Origin of the sequence: Anabaena sp. 90 (assembly GCF_000312705.1) — a bacterium.
In the GTDB taxonomy this organism is placed as follows: Bacteria; Cyanobacteriota; Cyanobacteriia; order Cyanobacteriales; family Nostocaceae; genus Dolichospermum; species Dolichospermum lemmermannii.
Map to the genome: position 1 here is coordinate 2947646 of NC_019427.1, position 15728 is coordinate 2963373.

General features: G+C 37.3%; 18 protein-coding genes. 15 read left to right on the forward strand and 3 right to left on the reverse strand.

What is annotated here, in order from left to right; all coding sequences use genetic code 11:
- Positions 1 to 103: 103 nt before the first annotated feature.
- The 3 genes from ANA_RS12805 to ANA_RS12815 all read right to left on the reverse strand — a co-directional run bounded on the left by ANA_RS12805 (position 104) and on the right by ANA_RS12815 (position 2172).
- Positions 104 to 961: a Tab2/Atab2 family RNA-binding protein gene (locus ANA_RS12805; protein WP_371260343.1), complete on the reverse strand. Its 858-nt coding sequence runs from the start codon at positions 959 to 961 to the stop codon at positions 104 to 106.
- 192 nt (positions 962 to 1153) lie between these two features.
- Entirely contained in the window at positions 1154 to 1840 is a 687-nt protein-coding gene (locus ANA_RS12810) for a uracil-DNA glycosylase (protein WP_015080482.1), read from the reverse strand.
- Between the two features lie 125 nt (positions 1841 to 1965).
- On the reverse strand, positions 1966 to 2172 hold the full coding sequence (locus tag ANA_RS12815) for a hypothetical protein (protein WP_015080483.1): 207 nt from the start codon (positions 2170 to 2172) through the stop codon (positions 1966 to 1968).
- A 218-nt stretch (positions 2173 to 2390) separates the two neighbouring features.
- Between ANA_RS12815 and ANA_RS12820 the strand changes: the two genes are divergently transcribed.
- The 15 genes from ANA_RS12820 to ANA_RS12885 all read left to right on the forward strand — a co-directional run bounded on the left by ANA_RS12820 (position 2391) and on the right by ANA_RS12885 (position 15725).
- Positions 2391 to 3689 carry a competence/damage-inducible protein A gene (locus ANA_RS12820; RefSeq protein ID WP_015080484.1) on the forward strand — a complete coding sequence of 433 codons (1299 nt, stop codon included), beginning with the start codon at positions 2391 to 2393 and terminating at the stop codon, positions 3687 to 3689.
- A 661-nt stretch (positions 3690 to 4350) separates the two neighbouring features.
- Positions 4351 to 5616: a glycosyltransferase family 4 protein gene (locus ANA_RS12825; protein WP_371260405.1), complete on the forward strand. Its 1266-nt coding sequence runs from the start codon at positions 4351 to 4353 to the stop codon at positions 5614 to 5616.
- A 190-nt stretch (positions 5617 to 5806) separates the two neighbouring features.
- Positions 5807 to 6232 carry a hypothetical protein gene (locus ANA_RS12830; RefSeq protein WP_015080486.1) on the forward strand — a complete coding sequence of 142 codons (426 nt, stop codon included), beginning with the start codon at positions 5807 to 5809 and terminating at the stop codon, positions 6230 to 6232.
- A gap of 7 nt (positions 6233 to 6239) precedes the next feature.
- The gene (locus tag ANA_RS12835) at positions 6240 to 7196 is read left to right on the forward strand and encodes a GDP-mannose 4,6-dehydratase (RefSeq protein WP_015080487.1); all 957 of its coding nucleotides are present in this window, start codon (positions 6240 to 6242) and stop codon (positions 7194 to 7196) included.
- Positions 7197 to 7291: 95 nt separating this feature from the next.
- Entirely contained in the window at positions 7292 to 7747 is a 456-nt protein-coding gene (locus ANA_RS12840) for a DUF29 domain-containing protein (protein ID WP_015080488.1), read from the forward strand.
- Between the two features lie 57 nt (positions 7748 to 7804).
- Positions 7805 to 8425 carry a hypothetical protein gene (locus tag ANA_RS12845; protein WP_015080489.1) on the forward strand — a complete coding sequence of 207 codons (621 nt, stop codon included), beginning with the start codon at positions 7805 to 7807 and terminating at the stop codon, positions 8423 to 8425.
- Between the two features lie 143 nt (positions 8426 to 8568).
- Complete coding sequence (locus ANA_RS12850) at positions 8569 to 9405, forward strand: ABC transporter permease (RefSeq protein ID WP_015080490.1); 837 nt, start codon at positions 8569 to 8571, stop codon at positions 9403 to 9405.
- A gap of 148 nt (positions 9406 to 9553) precedes the next feature.
- Positions 9554 to 10387, forward strand: a complete 834-nt coding sequence (locus ANA_RS12855; protein ID WP_015080491.1) for a Uma2 family endonuclease — start codon at positions 9554 to 9556, stop codon at positions 10385 to 10387.
- A 43-nt stretch (positions 10388 to 10430) separates the two neighbouring features.
- Entirely contained in the window at positions 10431 to 10895 is a 465-nt protein-coding gene (locus tag ANA_RS12860) for a DUF29 domain-containing protein (RefSeq protein WP_041458422.1), read from the forward strand.
- A 14-nt stretch (positions 10896 to 10909) separates the two neighbouring features.
- Positions 10910 to 10999, forward strand: a complete 90-nt coding sequence (locus ANA_RS27715) for a DUF29 domain-containing protein (RefSeq protein ID WP_148279050.1) — start codon at positions 10910 to 10912, stop codon at positions 10997 to 10999.
- 161 nt (positions 11000 to 11160) lie between these two features.
- Positions 11161 to 11772 carry a retropepsin-like aspartic protease gene (locus ANA_RS12865; RefSeq protein ID WP_015080493.1) on the forward strand — a complete coding sequence of 204 codons (612 nt, stop codon included), beginning with the start codon at positions 11161 to 11163 and terminating at the stop codon, positions 11770 to 11772.
- Positions 11773 to 11930: 158 nt separating this feature from the next.
- Positions 11931 to 13190, forward strand: a complete 1260-nt coding sequence (locus ANA_RS12870; protein WP_015080494.1) for an ABC transporter ATP-binding protein — start codon at positions 11931 to 11933, stop codon at positions 13188 to 13190.
- Positions 13191 to 13198: 8 nt separating this feature from the next.
- Complete coding sequence (locus tag ANA_RS12875) at positions 13199 to 14101, forward strand: hypothetical protein (protein WP_015080495.1); 903 nt, start codon at positions 13199 to 13201, stop codon at positions 14099 to 14101.
- Between the two features lie 35 nt (positions 14102 to 14136).
- Positions 14137 to 15228, forward strand: a complete 1092-nt coding sequence (locus tag ANA_RS12880) for a DegT/DnrJ/EryC1/StrS family aminotransferase (protein WP_015080496.1) — start codon at positions 14137 to 14139, stop codon at positions 15226 to 15228.
- A gap of 17 nt (positions 15229 to 15245) precedes the next feature.
- The gene (locus ANA_RS12885; RefSeq protein WP_015080497.1) at positions 15246 to 15725 is read left to right on the forward strand and encodes a GNAT family N-acetyltransferase; all 480 of its coding nucleotides are present in this window, start codon (positions 15246 to 15248) and stop codon (positions 15723 to 15725) included.
- Positions 15726 to 15728 lie beyond the last annotated feature (3 nt).

Genomic DNA, 15728 nt, shown 5'->3' on the forward strand with positions numbered 1-15728 from the left:
TAAATCGCTTAATCGTCGCAGTCTATTATCCCATTAGCGTGTCATCAACTTACCAAATTCCAAATAATGGACAACTGACCACTGACAACAGACCACTGACAAATTAGGGCAAATTGATTTCTTGTAATAGCCAAAATCCCGCAAAATCTTGAGATTGAGGATCAGACTGGACACCAATAAAATGCACCCCATTAGCCTGTTCCTTAGCTACAGTAAAGCCCTGTGCTTCTGCTAAAAGTTCGGGAGTGCGAATATTAGCCACAACCCAACTTTCCGTAGCCCCCGTTTCTAAAATCAGGCGATTTCCTTGCTTAGTGTCAAAGTGCAAATAAGCCATTTCTAAACCAGACATCCAACCTGCTATGGGTAAAGCCCTGGGTGAGAAAATCAAAATTCCCGGAATCCGAGTTTCTGGGCGTAATTCCGCCAACTCTAGGGGAAAAGCTTCACCAAAGCCAATTTCCCAATCCGGCATTTGAGCCAAATCACTAGCCTCTAATGTCACAAAAGCCCATTGTTTTCCTTCTAAAGCATCTGGTAAACGTTGAGGTAAGGGCTTATCCAAACGCACAGAAGGATTGGCTACTCCCTGATATCCCGGTTCTTGGGGGTAGACTTCCTTCATGCGCTGCTGTATCCACTGATTAAGAACCAAAGTCCGCCGACTTGGTACAGCGGGTACTCCCACATCTTCACAGGATTTTGTAATCATGTTATTCATTTGGCGGCGGAAAAAGCGGATTTTGGTGGGGGAAGCACCGGCTTCTTCTATCGCTTCCTGGATTGCTGTCCGTAGCCAACCCGAATTTACCTGGGTACTTGGGCAATATTTAGCATAGCGAAACAGAGAATCCGTTTGTGTACCAATATCTACAGGACTTTCACACACTAACATTTCCCATACTTTTTTCTGATTTTCGTCCAAAATCGGACGGGAGTAAAAATCGAGTTCCCAATACATTTTTCTCTGGCTGCCCATGTTTTAGTGGTAAAAATCTGATGACTTGATATTTTGTAATTTCCTAACTTTACCAACTTACAGGAGCATTGGTAATTGGTCATTGGTAATTGGTAATTGGTAATTGGGAAAATTATTCCCTATTCCCTGTTCCCTGTTCCCTAGTCATAACGACAATTTTTAACGCCAACCTACTTAATTTTGATCCTGATTTTTGAATTCATCAAACTTAGCCCGAACCACCTGTATATCTTGCCACATTAACCATTTAGGCTTTCCTTGTTCCCGTGAAGGGTTACGCAACAAGTAAGAGGGATGAAAAATAGGCATACATAAACGCCCTTCCCACTCTAACCATTGACCGCGAATTTTAGTAATCGGGCGTTTGTCACCAATGACACCTTTCACAGAAGTTGCACCTGTTAATAAGATAATTTTGGGGTCAACTAGGCGAATCTGCTCAAATAAATATGGTTTACAAGCAGCAGCTTCTTCATTAGTTGGTACACGGTTTTCCGGTGGTCTACACTTGCAAATATTGGCAATATATATATCTGTTTCTGTACTTAAATTTACTGAAGCTAAGATACTTTCTAGTAATTGTCCTGATCTACCTACAAATGGTAAACCTGTTTCATCCTCATTTTTTCCCGGTGCTTCCCCAATAATCATAATTTCCGCTTGGAGATTACCACGGCCGACCACAGCATGAGTCCGGTTTTCACTTAATGCACAACGCTGACAGCCATTGCAATGTTTTGTCAATTCCTCTACATTGTCATAAGTTCCCGGCGGAATGGGAATTTTATTACTGGTAGTAATTAGCTCTTTTTGGTTTAAGCTAGAGTTATCAAATAAACTAAGTTGAGTTTCATGCTGCATGGAATTTAGAATGGTAACTGGAAACTCCAGAATATTAACGCAAATATTACCACCCATCCTATCAATTAATAGACAGAATTAGATTGGGGCTTTGTCTACCCTTTTTTCCAGACAGCACACTCTCATTAATCAAGTTTTAAAGCATTAACTGGCACATCATCCCAAGATCTAACTACCCTTAATTTTGCAGTCCAGCCCTCTGCCTTTTGAGAGTTGGTGAGATTAGTCTTAAACGACTCATGACAATCCTTAGCCTGAGATTCATCACAAGAGGCAATACAGGCGTGAATCAGCCCAGAAGGATCAATTTGTTCATTTACCCAAATATTCATAGTTTATACTTTGAAAATATCGTGTTAAAACCGCCATCTTTAATTTTATAATGTTTGTTGAATTTATGTACAAAAATAGTTAACAGGGAAAGAAGCGTGATAGATATAGATATGGAAATACCTGATTGTTAAAATCAAATATTAGTCCTATATTTAACCGAGTATTTAATATCACCAGTTCCTCCCAAATTCCCATTCCTAATTCCTTCTTAACCCCCATGAGTGCAGAAATTATTTGCGTTGGTACAGAAATGCTGCTAGGAGATATCCTCAACAGCAATGCTCAATATCTTGCCCAGCAGTTAGCACAGTTAGGCATTCCTCACTACTATCAAACCGTCGTCGGGGATAATCCAGACAGACTCAAAGAAGTGATCGAAATTGCCGCTTCCAGAGTACAAATTCTCATTTTTACCGGTGGTTTAGGCCCCACACCCGATGATCTCACCTGCGAAACTATCGCTGATTTTTTTGGCGTACCTTTAATAGAACGAGCCGATATTATCGAAGATATAACCGAAAAATTTGCCCAACGGGGACGAGTAATGTCTGCCAATAATCGCAAACAAGCCTTAATTCCCCAAGGTGCAGAAATTTTACCCAACCCCACAGGAACAGCACCAGGTATTATTTGGCAACCTCGTCCGGGATTAACTATTTTTACCTTCCCTGGTGTTCCCAGCGAAATGTATCGAATGTGGACAGAAACCGCCGTACCTTTTCTGAAAAGTCAAGGTTGGGGAAAGGAAATTATTTATAGTCGTAGTTTAAGATTTTGGGGAATTGGAGAATCAGCTTTAGCCGAAAAAGTAGCCCCTTATTTTGACTTAACTAACCCCACCGTAGCCCCCTATGCGGGCAAGGGAGAGGTCAGACTGCGAATTTCCGCCAAAGCCACAGACGCAACAACCGCAGAAGCTTTAATTACGCCCATTGAAAAACAACTCATAGAAATTGCTGGCTTAGATTATTACGGCATTGATAATGACACCCTCGCTGCTGTTGTTGGTAATTTATTAAGGTCTGCGGGAGAAACCCTATCTGTCGCTGAATCTTGCACCGGTGGGGGACTGGGGCAAATGTTAACAGAAATTTCCGGTAGTTCTGATTACTTTTGGGGTGGAGTAATTTCCTACGCCAACTCCGTAAAAATTGGACTATTAGGGGTCAAAGCAGAGGATTTAGAGGAATTTGGCGCAGTGAGTGCGACAGTAGCTGAACAAATGGCTATTGGTGTTAAAAATCGGCTCTCAACTACTTGGGGATTAAGTATTACAGGCATTGCTGGACCGACCGGGGGAACCCAAACCAAACCAGTGGGTTTAGTCTATATTGGTTTGGCTGGTCCTGGCAACGAAGTAATCAGTTTTGAACATCGCTTCGGAACAATTCGGGGACGGTCTTTAATTCGTTATGTGAGTGCAAATGCAGCTTTGGATAATCTGCGGCGACAGTTGCAAAAAAGGCTAGTACCGCAGGGCGGAAGTCAAAAGTCAAAAGTCAAAAGTCAAAACTAATATACAGTAGACTTTTTGGCGATTGAATATGGTTGCTTTATTTACGCCGTGATGTACTAGTACCGCAAGCCGGAATTAAAAATTAAAACACCAGATTACACAGTCCTTGTATCTGCTCAGTAAATGGGGGCGGACTACCTATTCGGGAACGATTTTACGCCATTTGAGGCTTGTCATTGAACGATTTACCCCGAATTATTGAGCGGTTACCAGTCCTTTTCCCTATTTTTAATGATGCCTTACTTGCGATTCAGATGTCTCTTTTATACTGATTTTCCATGACTCAATATTTATACTTTGTGACAGTTTCATCCAGATAATGCTTGACAATAGCTAATGAAGAGGGTAAGGTTATGACGGTTATAGAGTTAAACTTTTGACGCAGAGATTCATAAAACATCGGGGTAAGTGGTAAACTCAGCGGCTTTAGCCCTGAAAGTATCAATATTAGTGGTTTGTTTCATTTTCAAGTTTTTTAATGGACTTATAATAAAGAATGGCACCAAATTAAAGGCAGAAAAATTCCAATTCTTATCTTCTCATCAACGAGAATCAATATTTAACAAAAACTCATACAGAGTTAAATAGTGATAGCGTATCTACTATTACAACTAAAACAATGTCAAATCATAAGAGTTCTCTAAAATCTTCTTTGCATTCAATGCAGGCTGTTATGCCTTCTGAAGTTAGTGATACTTTATATCATAAACTAACTACTTTGTCTGTAATCACCGAGTTTTTTCCTCCAGACTATGCTGCAACCGGACAGTTGATTGAAGAACTAGTGAAACAGCTTGAGAAACAAGGAATCATGATTAGAGTATTTACTGGACAACCAGGGTACGCTTTTACTACGGCTAAAGCCCCAGCCTTAGAGCAATTAGGCAACATTCGCGTCCAAAGATCCCGATCTACTCAGCTTTGGTCTAAGAGGATTCGCGGGAAGGCTGTGAATGGTGTTTTATTTACATTGCGGACTTTTCTCCATATTATCAAGAATGCTCGCAAAAATGATGTATTTCTATTAACTTCAGCACCTCCTTTTTTATCAATAGCCGGATATTTCGCTCATTTGTTATTAAGATTTCCCTATATATGCTTAATTTATGATCTATATCCAGATATTGCGATCGCTTTAGGAGTAGTTTCCAAAAAGCACTGGTTAGCTAAGTTTTGGTGGGCAGTCAACCGCCAGATTTGGCAAAAATCCCAAGGGATTATTGTGCTGAGTCCTGCTATGAAAGAGAGAGTCATAGCAATCTGTCCAGAAGTGGCTGATAAGGTGTCTGTGATTCACAGTTGGGGGGATTCTGAGTTAATTGTCCCCATTGCCAAAGAAAAAAACTGGTTTGCCAAACAACATAATTTGGACACCAAATTTACAATTCTTTATTCTGGTAATATGGGTCGGTGTCATGATACGGATACAATTTTGGCAACTGCTCAAAAATTACAAGATGAACCGATTCAATTCGTTTGTATTGGTGGTGGACCCAAACGTGAAAGCTTTATTCAAGATGTGACTCGTTTAGGATTAAAAAACTTTCTCTTTCTCCCCTATCAAGACAAAAGTGTGCTACCCTATTCCTTGACAGCTTGCGATTTATCCTTAGTCAGTGTAGAAGAAGGTTTAGAAAGTTTAGTTGCTCCTAGCAAACTCTATCCAGCTTTAGCTGCGGGAAGACCCATAGCAGCTATTTGTCCAAAAGATTCCTACTTGCGACAGCTAATAGCAGATGGTGAGTTTGGTATTAGCATTGACAATGGAGACAGTGATAGTCTATCTAAGTTTATTCTCAACTTAAAGAGCGATCGCCAACTTGCAGAAAAAATGGGTAATGCCTCCCGCGAATATTTGCAGTCAAACTTTACGCCAGAAATCATCGCTAAACAATACATCAATGTGTTAGAACAAGCTATAATTTGAAATGTCACTCCAGCGTTATCAACGTCAGTGTGTGAACAAATTCAGTAAATTTAAGACAACTCAGTTAACAAAATTTAATACCTCAGACGATGTTGAATCAGGAGTTGGGCTTTGATGGTCTTTTTGATCTCAGTCCCTCCCATGCAACCTTCTTACGATCTATTGTTTAGTTAGTGATCAGGAGGCCAAAGTGCAGAAAAGGTGTGAGCGAAATCGGAAACGTTCCCAACGCAGGGCTATCCATTGTCCCATACATAGCTGCTATATAGATAGTGTTAGCCAAAAATACGGACTATTTGCCGAACAAGCCGGACAACTACAAGAGCGGGGTATTGCTCGTCGAGAAGCGATGATTTTAGTCGCCAATAAAACTACAGTTTCTTTAACTGGTGAGTGGTTAGAGGCTTTTTGGTGCGAAGAGTGCCAGGAAACAAAATGGTATCATGTGCATAAGCATGGATCTAAATATGAAATATCTCTTGCCCCAGCCGAACTTTGGCAACAAGCAACAGGTGTAATTCATCCCCATCGGAATCCTTCTGTGGGAGAATTTACCTACAGACAATCTCGGATGCTTGGGGGTAACAGTGTTAAAGACTTCTGGGTAATGAATTGATATTGATATGAAAAAAGCTCTCATTTGTGGAGTATCTGGACAAGATGGAGCTTATCTGGCGCAATTGCTGCTAAAACAAGGCTATACAGTCTGTGGAACTTCCAGAGATGCCCAAATTTCTCCTTTCCAGAATTTAGTCCACTTAGGAATTAAAGACCAAGTAAAGCTGGAGTCAATGTCCTTGACTGACTTCCGTAGCGTCTTACAGGTACTGACAAAAATCCAACCAGATGAAGTCTATAATTTGGCCGGACAAACTTCCGTCGGTTTATCTTTTGGACAACCTGTAGAAACATTAGAAAGCATAGCTACAGGCACACTAAATTTATTAGAAGCCATTCGGTTTTTAGGCGCGACCATTAAACTTTATAATGCCGGTTCGAGTGAATGTTTTGGTGATACTGGCAATGTAGCAGCAGCAGAAAATACTCCATTCCGTCCCAGAAGTCCTTATGCTGTAGCTAAAGCCGCTGCTTTTTGGGAAGTAGCTAACTACCGAGAAGCTTACGGATTATTTGCCTGTTCTGGCATTTTATTTAATCATGAATCTCCCCTGCGTCCAGAAAGATTTGTCACTCAAAAAATTATTGCTACTGCCTGTCGCATTGCCCAAGGTAGTAAGGAAAAATTATATTTAGGTAATATGTCAATTCAGCGGGACTGGGGTTGGGCGCAAGAATATGTGGAAGCCATGTATTTAATGTTGCAACAATCACAGCCAGATGATTATGTAATTGCAACGGGAGAAAGCACTTCCCTGGAAGATTTTGTCGCAGCAGCATTTGTATCTGTAAATTTAGATTGGCATGATCATGTAGTAGTTGATAGTAACCTGTTCAGACCTACAGATTTGGCTGTGGGGAAAGGTAATCCTAGTAAGGCTAAGAACCAGTTAGGGTGGGAAGCTAGATATAAGATGCAGGATGTGGTGAAAATGATGGTAGACGCGAGATTAGAATCATGAAAAAAATCTGATCCAGTCGGGAACTTTTGCTAAAATAGTTAAGTGAAACATCGCTGAGATTGAAATCAAACATCAACTGTAATTGAGTAAGTAAAATGCCACCTACACAAGCAAATTGTGAGATTTATGAACAAGATTATCCGGAGTGGTTGGATATTACCCTTACCCAACTGCAAAATCGGGATTTAGAAAATATTGACTGGGAACATTTGATTGAGGAAATCACTGCATTGGGAAACGAACAAAGGCGTAAAGTAGAAAGTTACTTGAGACAACTTATTAAGCATTTACTTCTTTATCAATATTGGGAAGCAGAGAGATTCTATTGTGCCAAAGGATGGATTGAAGAAATTGATAATTTTAGGTCTGAATTAGATTTATTATTAGAGTCTAAAGTTCTTTATAATCATTGTGAAAAAATCATAGATAAAATTTACACCAAAGCTAGAAATAATACAATTCGTAAATCTGAACTATCTCCAACAATATTCCCTGAAACTTGTCCTTATTCTTTAACAGAAATTCTCAATCCTGAATGGTTGCCATCATAATATTTATTATGTTTATAAACTTAGCCAAAACATTAAGCAAAATTAAGGTTATAAGAAATGGCTTATAGTGACTTTACTCTAGAGAGAATCACTAAAATATTTGGCATTAATATTGAAGAAAGAACAAATGTTTTCACTGCTTTCGACCAGTTAACAGTTGATGCTTTTTTTATCAAATACTTACAAAATAATATTCCCTTAGCTCAAGCAATTAGTACAGAGAAAGCCAAATCAGAAATGATTATTGCCCCTGTTTTAATTGAAGTAAGAAGATTATTAGATAATAAAATTAGTTTATTCTCAGGAATTGATTTTAATGTTAATATTGAGCAAGGTTTAAATGGATTTTGCGATTTCTTAATCGGTTTATCATCTCAACAGTTATATGTAACATCTCCTGTGATTGCTTTGGTGGAGGCGAAAAATGATAATCTTAAACAAGGATTTGCTCAATGTATTGCCGAAATGATTGCTGCTGCTCAATTAAATCAATCGGAGGGAAATAATGTTGAAAATATTTATGGTTGTGTTACCAATGGCAATCAATGGGTGTTTTTGCAATTAACTGGTAATCTAGTGGTAGTTGATTTAGATGAGTATTATATAAATCAACCAGAAAAAATTATTAGTGTATTTGTGAGTCTAATTAAGTCAGAGTTCAATCGGAAGCAAATCTAGTTTTTGAAAGAAATTAGAACAACCTAACTGCTATTGAAAAACAGAAGACTACGAGTTAATTCCGGGGTTTTCAACCTATTTTCTTATAAAATATAAGATGTCGTGAAAATGATGGTAAATATGAGGTTAGCTAGATCAGAGTCATGAAAGAAACCACTTCTCCACCAGAACTAATAATTGAAGCAGGGCGGACAGAAAAGCAATACTGGCAAGATTTATGGCGATATAGAGAACTATTTTACTTCCTAGCTTGGCGAGATATTTTAGTTAGATATAAACAAACAGCCATTGGGATTGTTTGGGCGCTAATTCGCCCTTTTTTGACAATGGTAGTATTTACAGTAGTATTTGGGCAATTGGCAAAATTACCTTCTGAAGGTGCGCCCTATCCAATTCTCGTATTTTCCGCCATGTTACCTTGGCAGTTCTTTTCCAATTCCCTCTCAGAGTGTAGTAATAGTTTAATTGGTAATGCCAATTTACTATCAAAAGTCTATTTTCCCAGATTGGTAGTACCTACTAGCGCGGTAGTAGTTAGCTTTGTGGATTTTATGATTTCTGGGATAATTTTATTGGCTTTAATGGCTTGGTATAACTTTGTTCCCACTTGGCGAATTTTAACCTTACCATTATTTATTGGTGTGGCCTTTGCTGCTTCAATGGGTGCAGGATTATGGTTGGCTTCCTTGAATGTGCAGTATCGAGATTTCCGGTTTATTGTCCCATTTATTGTCCAGTTTGGTTTATACATTTCACCCGTAGGATTTAGTAGCACTATTGTTCCTGAAAAGTGGCGGTTTCTCTACTCCTTAAATCCAATGGTGGGAGTAATTGATGGTTTTCGGTGGGCAATTTTGGGCGGTAACTCCCAGTTATATTTACCAGGTTTTATTCTCTCTATGGCTCTAGTTGTTTTACTATTAGTGAGTGGAATTTGGTATTTTCGGAAGATGGAACGAACGTTTGCAGATGTTATTTAAGATCATTTGCTAGAATGGAAAAGTTATTTTCACTGATATTTTCTGTCTGAATTCTCTCTCTAAGAACAAGATTTCATGGTTATGTCAGTGATAATCAATCTATAGTTGAATCTTGGCAACATTGATTAAATACAGGAGATAATTAACAATGTATCAAAGCGATGTGTATAACAAACCCAGCTATGAGCCATTACCTCCTCAACAAACACTGCCAACCATGTATGATTTACCTAGCGAAGATCCAGAGGAGCCAGGGTTGCCAGACGAATTTCACCTTTTACAACCAGAATTATTGCGTAGCACTTTTCGTCCACCTTCTTATGCAGAAGATAATGTATTTACAGGTAGTGACTTAAATTTATACTATGACAGCAAGCATACACAATGGTACAAACGCCCTGATTGGTTTGCAGTTTTGGGGGTATCCCGTTTTTATGAACAAACAGAATTAAGATTAAGTTATGTTACTTGGTATGAAGGAACATACCCCTTTGTGGTAGTAGAATTAATATCTCCAGGAACAGAAAACGAAGACTTAGGCAGAAATTTACGGGAAGTTAATCAACCTCCTAATAAATGGACAGTATATGAGCAAATTCTCAGAATCCCCTATTATTTTGTCTATAACCGTTATACTAATGAATTTAACTGTTTTGGTTTGGTAATGAACCGTTATCAACCGCTCTCTATTAATGGATTAGGGGTATGGCTAGAAGAAGCTGAATTAGGTTTAGGATTATGGGAGGGAGAATATCAAGGACTAACTAGACAGTGGTTACGTTGGTATGATAAAGAGAATAATTGGTTGCCTACTCCAGAAGAACGAGAAAAGCAACGGGCAGAACAGGAAAAGCAACGAGCAGAACAGGAAAAGCAACGGGCAGAACAAGAAAAGCAACGGGCAGATTCTGCTGAATTAGAAGTAGCTAAATTACGACAATTGTTATTAGAACAAGGTATCAGCTTACCTAATGATCAATAGGGTTGAAAAATTGTCCGGTACAAAGGTAATCATTACTAATTTTATGTCTAAATCACCTCTCTACGAAACAGATTTCATGGATTGGTTAACTCAACAAAAATTAGCCTTAGCCAGTCAAGATATCACAGCTTTGGATTGGGAGAACTTGGCAGAAGAATTAGATAGTATGGGCATTAGTGAAAAAAATGAGTTAAAAAATCGGTTAATAATTTTATTAACTCATTTGCTAAAATGGCAATACCAATCTTCTAAACGTTCTATTAGTTGGTTTACCACCATTGCCAACCAAAGAGATGATTTACAAGATATACTCAATGAAAAACCAAGTTTGAAACAATACATTCCTGATATTTTACCCAAAGCTTATCGAAATGCGAGAAGAGAAGCATCAGCAGAAACAGGTTTAGTATTAAGTACGTTTTCAGAAATTTGTCCTTATGATATACAAGAAATATTAAATCCTGAATTCTTGTGTAACACTACAGATGATTTTGAAAAAGCTATGTAGTGAGCTAATCAATCATGTATCAGATAAATCCACCATTATCTTTCCCTGAAACTTGTCCTTATTCTTTAAGAGAAATTCTCAATCCTGAATGGTTTCCATCATAATAGTTATTACAGCAGATTTCGCTCTAATGAGGTACAAACTTGAACCATGAAACTATTGTAGTGCGGGCATACTTCGACAAGCTCAGTACAAGTCTTGCCCGCTGGATATGTACCTCATAACACCGGAAAGTGCTGTATGATGTTTATAAACTCAGTTAAATATGAACGAAAAATACAATAGTGCCAAAGAATGGCGTAAAGCAAATTACCGAAAACTAAAACAATATCGTGGAGAATGGATTATTTACACTAAGGATGGTGTAATAGCTCATCACCAAGATTATAGAATCATGACACAGCAAATTGACCTTCAGAACTTAAAATCTTCTGACTACATCACTGAACGGATCTACGAGAACGAATTTGTTGAGCCAGTGAAGTTTTTCCCAGTGCGTTTTAGAACAGTCAAAAAACATGATTGGCAGCCAAAATACGAAGTCTGTCTAACTTTTCAAAATTCTAAAATTCTGGAAATGCTTGTAGATTCTGGTTCGGATATTAGCCTAATTACATTTTATTTAGGCACAGACTTAGGATATGCCCTCTCTCAAGGAGAAGTTCTGAGTAATGGAGAGGGAGTAGGGGGAATTGTTCAATATGTACTCCGACAAGTTGAAATGCAGATTGATGATTATACCTTTTCTGCTCCTGTGGCCTGGTTACAAAATGAGGATTGCCAGGAAGTTTTATTAGGTAGGGAAGTTGTGTTTGATTTATTTGATATTGAATTTAAACAAGCTGAGGAGAAAATCCTATTCAAATATAGGGGATAACTACTGTTAACTTATAAAATAAGTGTGTTATAAGTGAGCTAATAATATATTATGGGTGGGTAATTTGGCTACTTCTATAATTAAATGCTAAATTTAGCCTAATCTTGAGATATATAAGCCGTCAAATCAATAATTTTCAAATTGATAAATTAATACTTATGTCAGATACAGTTATTCGCGTTGAAAACCTGGGCAAAAAATATATTATTGGCCATCAAAAGCAGGAACGTTACACTGCGCTGCGAGATGTGATTACTAATAAGGTTAAATCTATTGGTAGTTTACTAAATCCGCAAGCTAAGAATGAAAATCCTGCTTTTGAGGAATTTTGGGCTTTAAAGGATGTATCTTTTGAGATTAAACAAGGTGATAGAGTTGGGATTATTGGGCGCAATGGGGCGGGAAAATCAACACTATTGAAGATTTTAAGCCGTATTACAGAACCAACTACAGGAAGTATTAAAATTAAGGGTAGGGTAGCGAGTTTATTGGAGGTGGGAACTGGGTTTCATCCAGAGTTGACAGGGAGAGAGAATATATTTCTCAATGGTGCTATTCTGGGAATGGGTAAGGAGGAGATTAAGCGGAAGTTTGATGAAATTGTGGCGTTTGCGGAGGTGGAGAAGTTTCTGGATACGCCTGTGAAGCGGTATTCTTCGGGAATGTATGTGCGGTTGGCCTTTGCGGTGGCGGCGCATTTAGAACCAGAGATTTTAATTGTGGATGAAGTTTTGGCAGTGGGAGATGCACAGTTTCAGAAGAAGTGTTTGGGGAAAATGGAAGATGTGGGGAAGGAGGGAAGGACGGTTATATTTGTGAGCCATAATATGGCTACTGTAACAACGCTATGCCAAAGGGCTATTTGGCTAGTTAATGGTCAGGTTAATTCAGAGGGGGACGCAGAACAGATAACTAGTAAGTATTTAAACTATGGTGCCGAACATTCTGGAGAGATTATTATTACTAATAAATTTGACAATCAGCGCTTTTGGTTTAACAAAGTTTCTTTACTAGATACAAAAGAAAATGTTAGCTCTGTTTTTGATGTACGAGAGCCAATAAAAGTTTGCTTAGAGTATGAACTTGCAGAGAATATTAACGGATTAGAAGTTGGTTTTAAGGTGATAAATTCTTCTGGAATTCCAATTTTTGCTGTTGATAGGTCATTTCATTTGTCTCCCGAACTCTCTAAGGGAGTTTACTTAGCAGAAGTTGAAATTCCTGCGCTATTTCTAGCTCCTGGCTGTTATAGTATTAATGTTGGTTCTCATATTCCCAATGTCGAAATTTTATCTCATCACCAATCCCTGATGAGTTTTGAGATTGAAGAAACTGGTAGCAAGATGGCTTTATATAAAGGTCTGGCTTTTGGAGTAGTGCTTGTAGATTTTCATTGGAAAGAATTAGCTATAAAATAGGCATAATTATGAATATTATTACTAAGATTAAAGCAAAAATTAATTTGTTGGGGGCTATATTTGACAAACTTATTTCGATACAAAGTAGGCTAATTAAAATTCAAGAAACTTTGGGAAGAATCGAATCTCGGCAGTTACAATCTCTAGATAAATTAGAATTACAAGATAATGAGTTTCAAGTGTTTTCTCAATGGGGAGAAGATGGGATTATTCAGATGCTTTTAAGACATATTGAGATACCTAATAAAATATTTATTGAATTTGGAGTTGAGAATTATACCGAATCCAATACTAGATTTTTACTGATAAATGACAATTGGGCAGGTTTAGTTATTGATGGAAGTCCTGAAAATATTAGTTATATTAAGCAAGATTCCATATATTGGCAGCGAAATTTAAAAGCTGTTCAAGCATTTATTGATCAAGATAATATTAATAAAATTATTGCTGAAAATGGTATAAAAGGAGAAATAGGAATTCTGTCAATTGATATTGACGGTAATGATTATTGGGTATGGCAAGCTATTGATGTTGTAGCCCCGGCTATAGTGATTATTGAATATAACTCTAGATTTGGAAAAGATAAAGCTGTAACAATTCCCTATGATCCATCTTTTGTTCGTTCTGAGGCTCATTATTCCATGCTGTATGCTGGAGCTTCTCTAAAAGCACTTTATAATTTAGGAAAAGCTAAAGGATATTCATTTGTAGGATGTAATAGTGTTGGGAACAATGCTTTTTTTGTCCGTCAAGATTTAAAACCAACTGCTATTAAAGAATTGACGGTAGCAGAAGGGTATATAGCAAGTCAGTTTCGTGAATCTCGTGATGAACAAGGAAATTTATCTTATCTTTCTTGGGATGAAGGAAATAAAATATTATCTTCTTTACCCTTAGTGGATCTTGAATAAAACAAAATATAGTTAATCAAATACTCTTAATAAAAATGTACAAAATTCCTGTCTATCAACCCAGCCTTACTGGCAATGAAAAAAAGTATGTTAATGACTGTCTAGATTCTAACTGGATTTCTTCCAAGGGAAAATATGTTTCTCTATTTGAGAAAGAATTTGCAAATTATGTTGATGTAAAATATGCCACCGGAGTTTCTAACGGAACAGTTGCCTTACACCTTGCATTAGTCGCTCTTGGCATCGGTACTGGTGATGAGGTTATTGTTCCTACTCTAACTTATATTGCTTCAGTTAATACCATTGTTTACACAGGAGCTACACCTGTATTTGTGGATTCTCTTCCTGATACTTGGCAAATAGATCCTGAAGAAGTTCGCAAAAGCATTACACCAAGAACTAAAGCAATTATGGCAGTCCATTTATATGGACATCCTTGTGAAATGTCAGTTCTCAAAGAAATAGCTGATGCACATAAACTATTTCTGATAGAAGATTGTGCTGAAGCTATAGGCTCTAAATATCAAGGTAATCATGTCGGTACTTTTGGAGACATAGCAACTTTTAGTTTCTATGGGAATAAAACCATAACAACTGGTGAAGGAGGAATGTTAGTCACCAATGATCAAACTATCTTTGAGCGTGCTGTTCATTTTAAAGGACAAGGTTTGGCTAAATACCGTGAGTATTGGCACGATGTCATAGGTTATAACTACCGCATGACTAATATTTGTGCTGCGATTGGGTTAGCTCAACTGGAAAGAATAAATGATTTTCTATCAAAAAAACGTCAAATTGCTGAACTATACAAAGAGTTGTTAAAAGATACAGAATTCAAAGTACATCCTGAAGTTGGCGATGTATTTCATTCCTATTGGATGGTTTCGATTCTGATTTCTCAAGCTAATCAAAGGGATACAGTAAGAGAACATTTATCAGAAGCAGGAATCGAAACTCGTCCAGTTTTTTATCCTGTTCATACTATGCCAATGTATACTCAAAAGTACCAAAAACATCAAGTAGCTGAAGATATTGGTTGGCGAGGAATTAATCTTCCTAGTTATCCTGATTTATCTCCAGAACAAATTGATTATATTTGTAATAATCTAAAAGAAATTACTTTTTAAGTTAAGTGTATTTTTCTATGCCATACATTAGTTTCAGGATATTAAATAATTCAGATGCACAATCTTTAAGCAATCTATTACTTAATAGTTCCTCAGAATATTTAAAATATTTCCATCCTTTTGATTTTCAACCTTTATCAATTCAGAAAATACTTGATAGTGTTGTTAATGATAAATTTTTTGCGATAGAGATTAAACAAGATAGTTTAGAATCGGAACAATTAATTGGCTTTTATATGTTGAGAGGAATGGATGAAGGATATACTGAGCCAATGTATGGTATTTTTATTACTGAGGAATGGCAAAGAAAAGGAATAGCTAAATTAAGTCTTTACCATGCAGAATGCTTTTGTATGCTCAATTTATATAAAAGAATTTTACTAAAAGTACATCCTAACAATTATCGTGCTAAAAAACTATATGAGTCTATAGGGTTTCAATTCTTAAGAGAAGAGATTAAGATTAATAATATTGTATTGTATAAAAATATTTATTAAGTT